The 1,792-nt window shown below is 31.5% G+C and carries 4 protein-coding genes; all 4 read right to left on the bottom strand.

Features of this window, described 5'->3' with window-relative positions:
• Window positions 1-429: 429 nt before the first annotated feature.
• The 4 genes from ABWO04_RS11610 to ABWO04_RS11625 all read right to left on the bottom strand — a co-directional run bounded on the left by ABWO04_RS11610 (window position 430) and on the right by ABWO04_RS11625 (window position 1,719).
• Window positions 430-747, bottom strand: coding sequence for a hypothetical protein (locus ABWO04_RS11610; protein ID WP_353079849.1), 318 nt, complete (start codon window positions 745-747; stop codon window positions 430-432).
• A gap of 76 nt (window positions 748-823) precedes the next feature.
• Window positions 824-1,036, bottom strand: coding sequence for a hypothetical protein (locus ABWO04_RS11615; RefSeq protein WP_353079850.1), 213 nt, complete (start codon window positions 1,034-1,036; stop codon window positions 824-826).
• Window positions 1,029-1,448 carry a hypothetical protein gene (locus ABWO04_RS11620; protein ID WP_353079851.1) on the bottom strand — a complete coding sequence of 140 codons (420 nt, stop codon included), beginning with the start codon at window positions 1,446-1,448 and terminating at the stop codon, window positions 1,029-1,031. Before ABWO04_RS11620 ends, ABWO04_RS11615 begins: the two co-directional genes overlap by 8 nt.
• Before the next feature lie 61 nt (window positions 1,449-1,509).
• Window positions 1,510-1,719, bottom strand: a complete 210-nt coding sequence (locus tag ABWO04_RS11625; RefSeq protein WP_353079852.1) for a hypothetical protein — start codon at window positions 1,717-1,719, stop codon at window positions 1,510-1,512.
• Window positions 1,720-1,792: the final 73 nt, after the last annotated feature.

Here is a 1,792-nt window from a genome sequence, read left to right on the forward strand (position 1 = left end):
AACGTGGTCATGTGAAGCCTTCCCCTCAAGATAAACAAGATGAATATGAATTTGAAAGTTGGAATTAAACACAGTCTTTTTATGTAAAATACTTTTTATTAAATCTTTGAAAATAAAATAGAAAATATAATACAATTTTTTTACATTTTAATATTTGATTTCTTTAATTGTCCTCTCCGAGGCTTAAACAAGGGGGAAAATGTTAAGACAGCAGGATTCGAACCTACATCTTTGAGTATATTTCAACCCAACGTAATTTCCATTTATACAATGCCTGTCAAAAGTTAAAATATAAAGGTTTAAACTATATAAGTTTGGGGTTTTTTGTTGTGTATTTTCACAGAAACTACACAGCTTTATAAATTTTAAGTTTTTTGTATTAATTAAGATAGTGTTTTGAAATGTTAATTTCAAAATTGAGCACAATGATTAGTCTGCCATTGGTTCCTCTTGTACTTTTTTCTCATCAGTTCCGTCAAATGAAAGTTTCACATCTCCATGTCGTCGCTTGTAGACCATGTGTTCCAAGCAATCACAATATTGCACATCCCAATGAAAAACTTCATGTAGATAGGTCAACAGTTTGAAGGTGTAGGCCTTTGTCATTGGATGATTTTCATCACCAAACATGAATTTCACAACCTCTTTTGGAATATACATGTCAGGAATAACAATTCCCTCCAAGGCCCCACCAGGAGCAAAATCGTCAGCTGTTGGTAGAATTGGTAGTTTGTTATTTTCAGCCATAGTGATGCTATGGTTGTTTTGTCTTAACTAACAACGTAGAAAGAAATGCAGTCTTTTATACCATCTAAAATTTGCGTTATCCAGATTGTTCGTTTCCAGAATATTCTTTTTCAAAATTATTTTCTGTCCAATTGCAACATGATTCACATTGTGAACATAACCAACATATTTTACAATAATAATTACAGGTATTACAACATAATTCTTTCCCACCAAAAGAATAAATGTGTAGAATATTCTTTAAAATACCAAGTTTTGTTACGTAATCTCTAAATTCGTCATCAGACATTAGTTTCTTCTCCACACTTCCAATGGACATATTTCCTGTTAGCCAAAACAGTCTTTTTCATTTCCAAATAGTTGAGAAGGTATTTGTAGGCATTTTCTTCAGCTTGAATCAAATGCCCAAGTGATCCAATAAAATACCTCAATGTTGGTGTCATGCGTCTTGTTACAGTCAATTTAGCAATCATGTACCTAAACATGATTGCCCTATCATAACGTTCCTTTTGATCAACCAATTCTTTTTCAACATCCTCAATTGATTCAGTTGTGTTCGCTTTCTTTTCATCTGAGTGAACAACATCTAGCACTTCAAAAACTTTATCGAAATCAATATCATTGTTCTTCAAATAATACCTTAAACGTGCACTATCCAGAATTCGGACATATGAGAATGACAAATTCTGATCCATTTTCAAGTAGTGCACTTTTTTAATATTTGAAGGTCTTATACATTGAAATGATAAAATTCAACTGATTTTATTTCACACTTGCAACGCCTTTTATAGTCCTCCTACTCTCAAACAATGGTAGAACTTTCTCGTACCACTCTTTTATAGAATGTTCATTATATCTAAATAAATCTTTATCTTCATCTTCTTCTAGATTTTTCCCATTACAAGCTTCAATTGTATATTTGTACCACCAACAATCTTCCACTTTATACCTTTTCCCACTTCTCAACTTCATTGTACCAAAGTTTAAATGAAACTGAACAAAAATGCAAAAGTTTTCTTTAATATATTTTATTCATTAAAACAAT

Source organism: Flavobacterium sp. (assembly GCF_040382755.1).
GTDB lineage: Bacteria > Bacteroidota > Bacteroidia > Flavobacteriales > Flavobacteriaceae > Flavobacterium.

Bases quoted from the DNA above. Each gene is read 5' to 3' on its own strand.
- ABWO04_RS11615 (WP_353079850.1), bottom strand. From the start codon at position 1,036: ATGTCTGATGACGAATTTAGAGATTACGTAACAAAACTTGGTATTTTA.
- ABWO04_RS11625 (WP_353079852.1), bottom strand. From the start codon at position 1,719: ATGAAGTTGAGAAGTGGGAAAAGGTATAAAGTGGAAGATTGTTGGTGG.
- ABWO04_RS11610 (WP_353079849.1), bottom strand. From the start codon at position 747: ATGGCTGAAAATAACAAACTACCAATTCTACCAACAGCTGACGATTTT.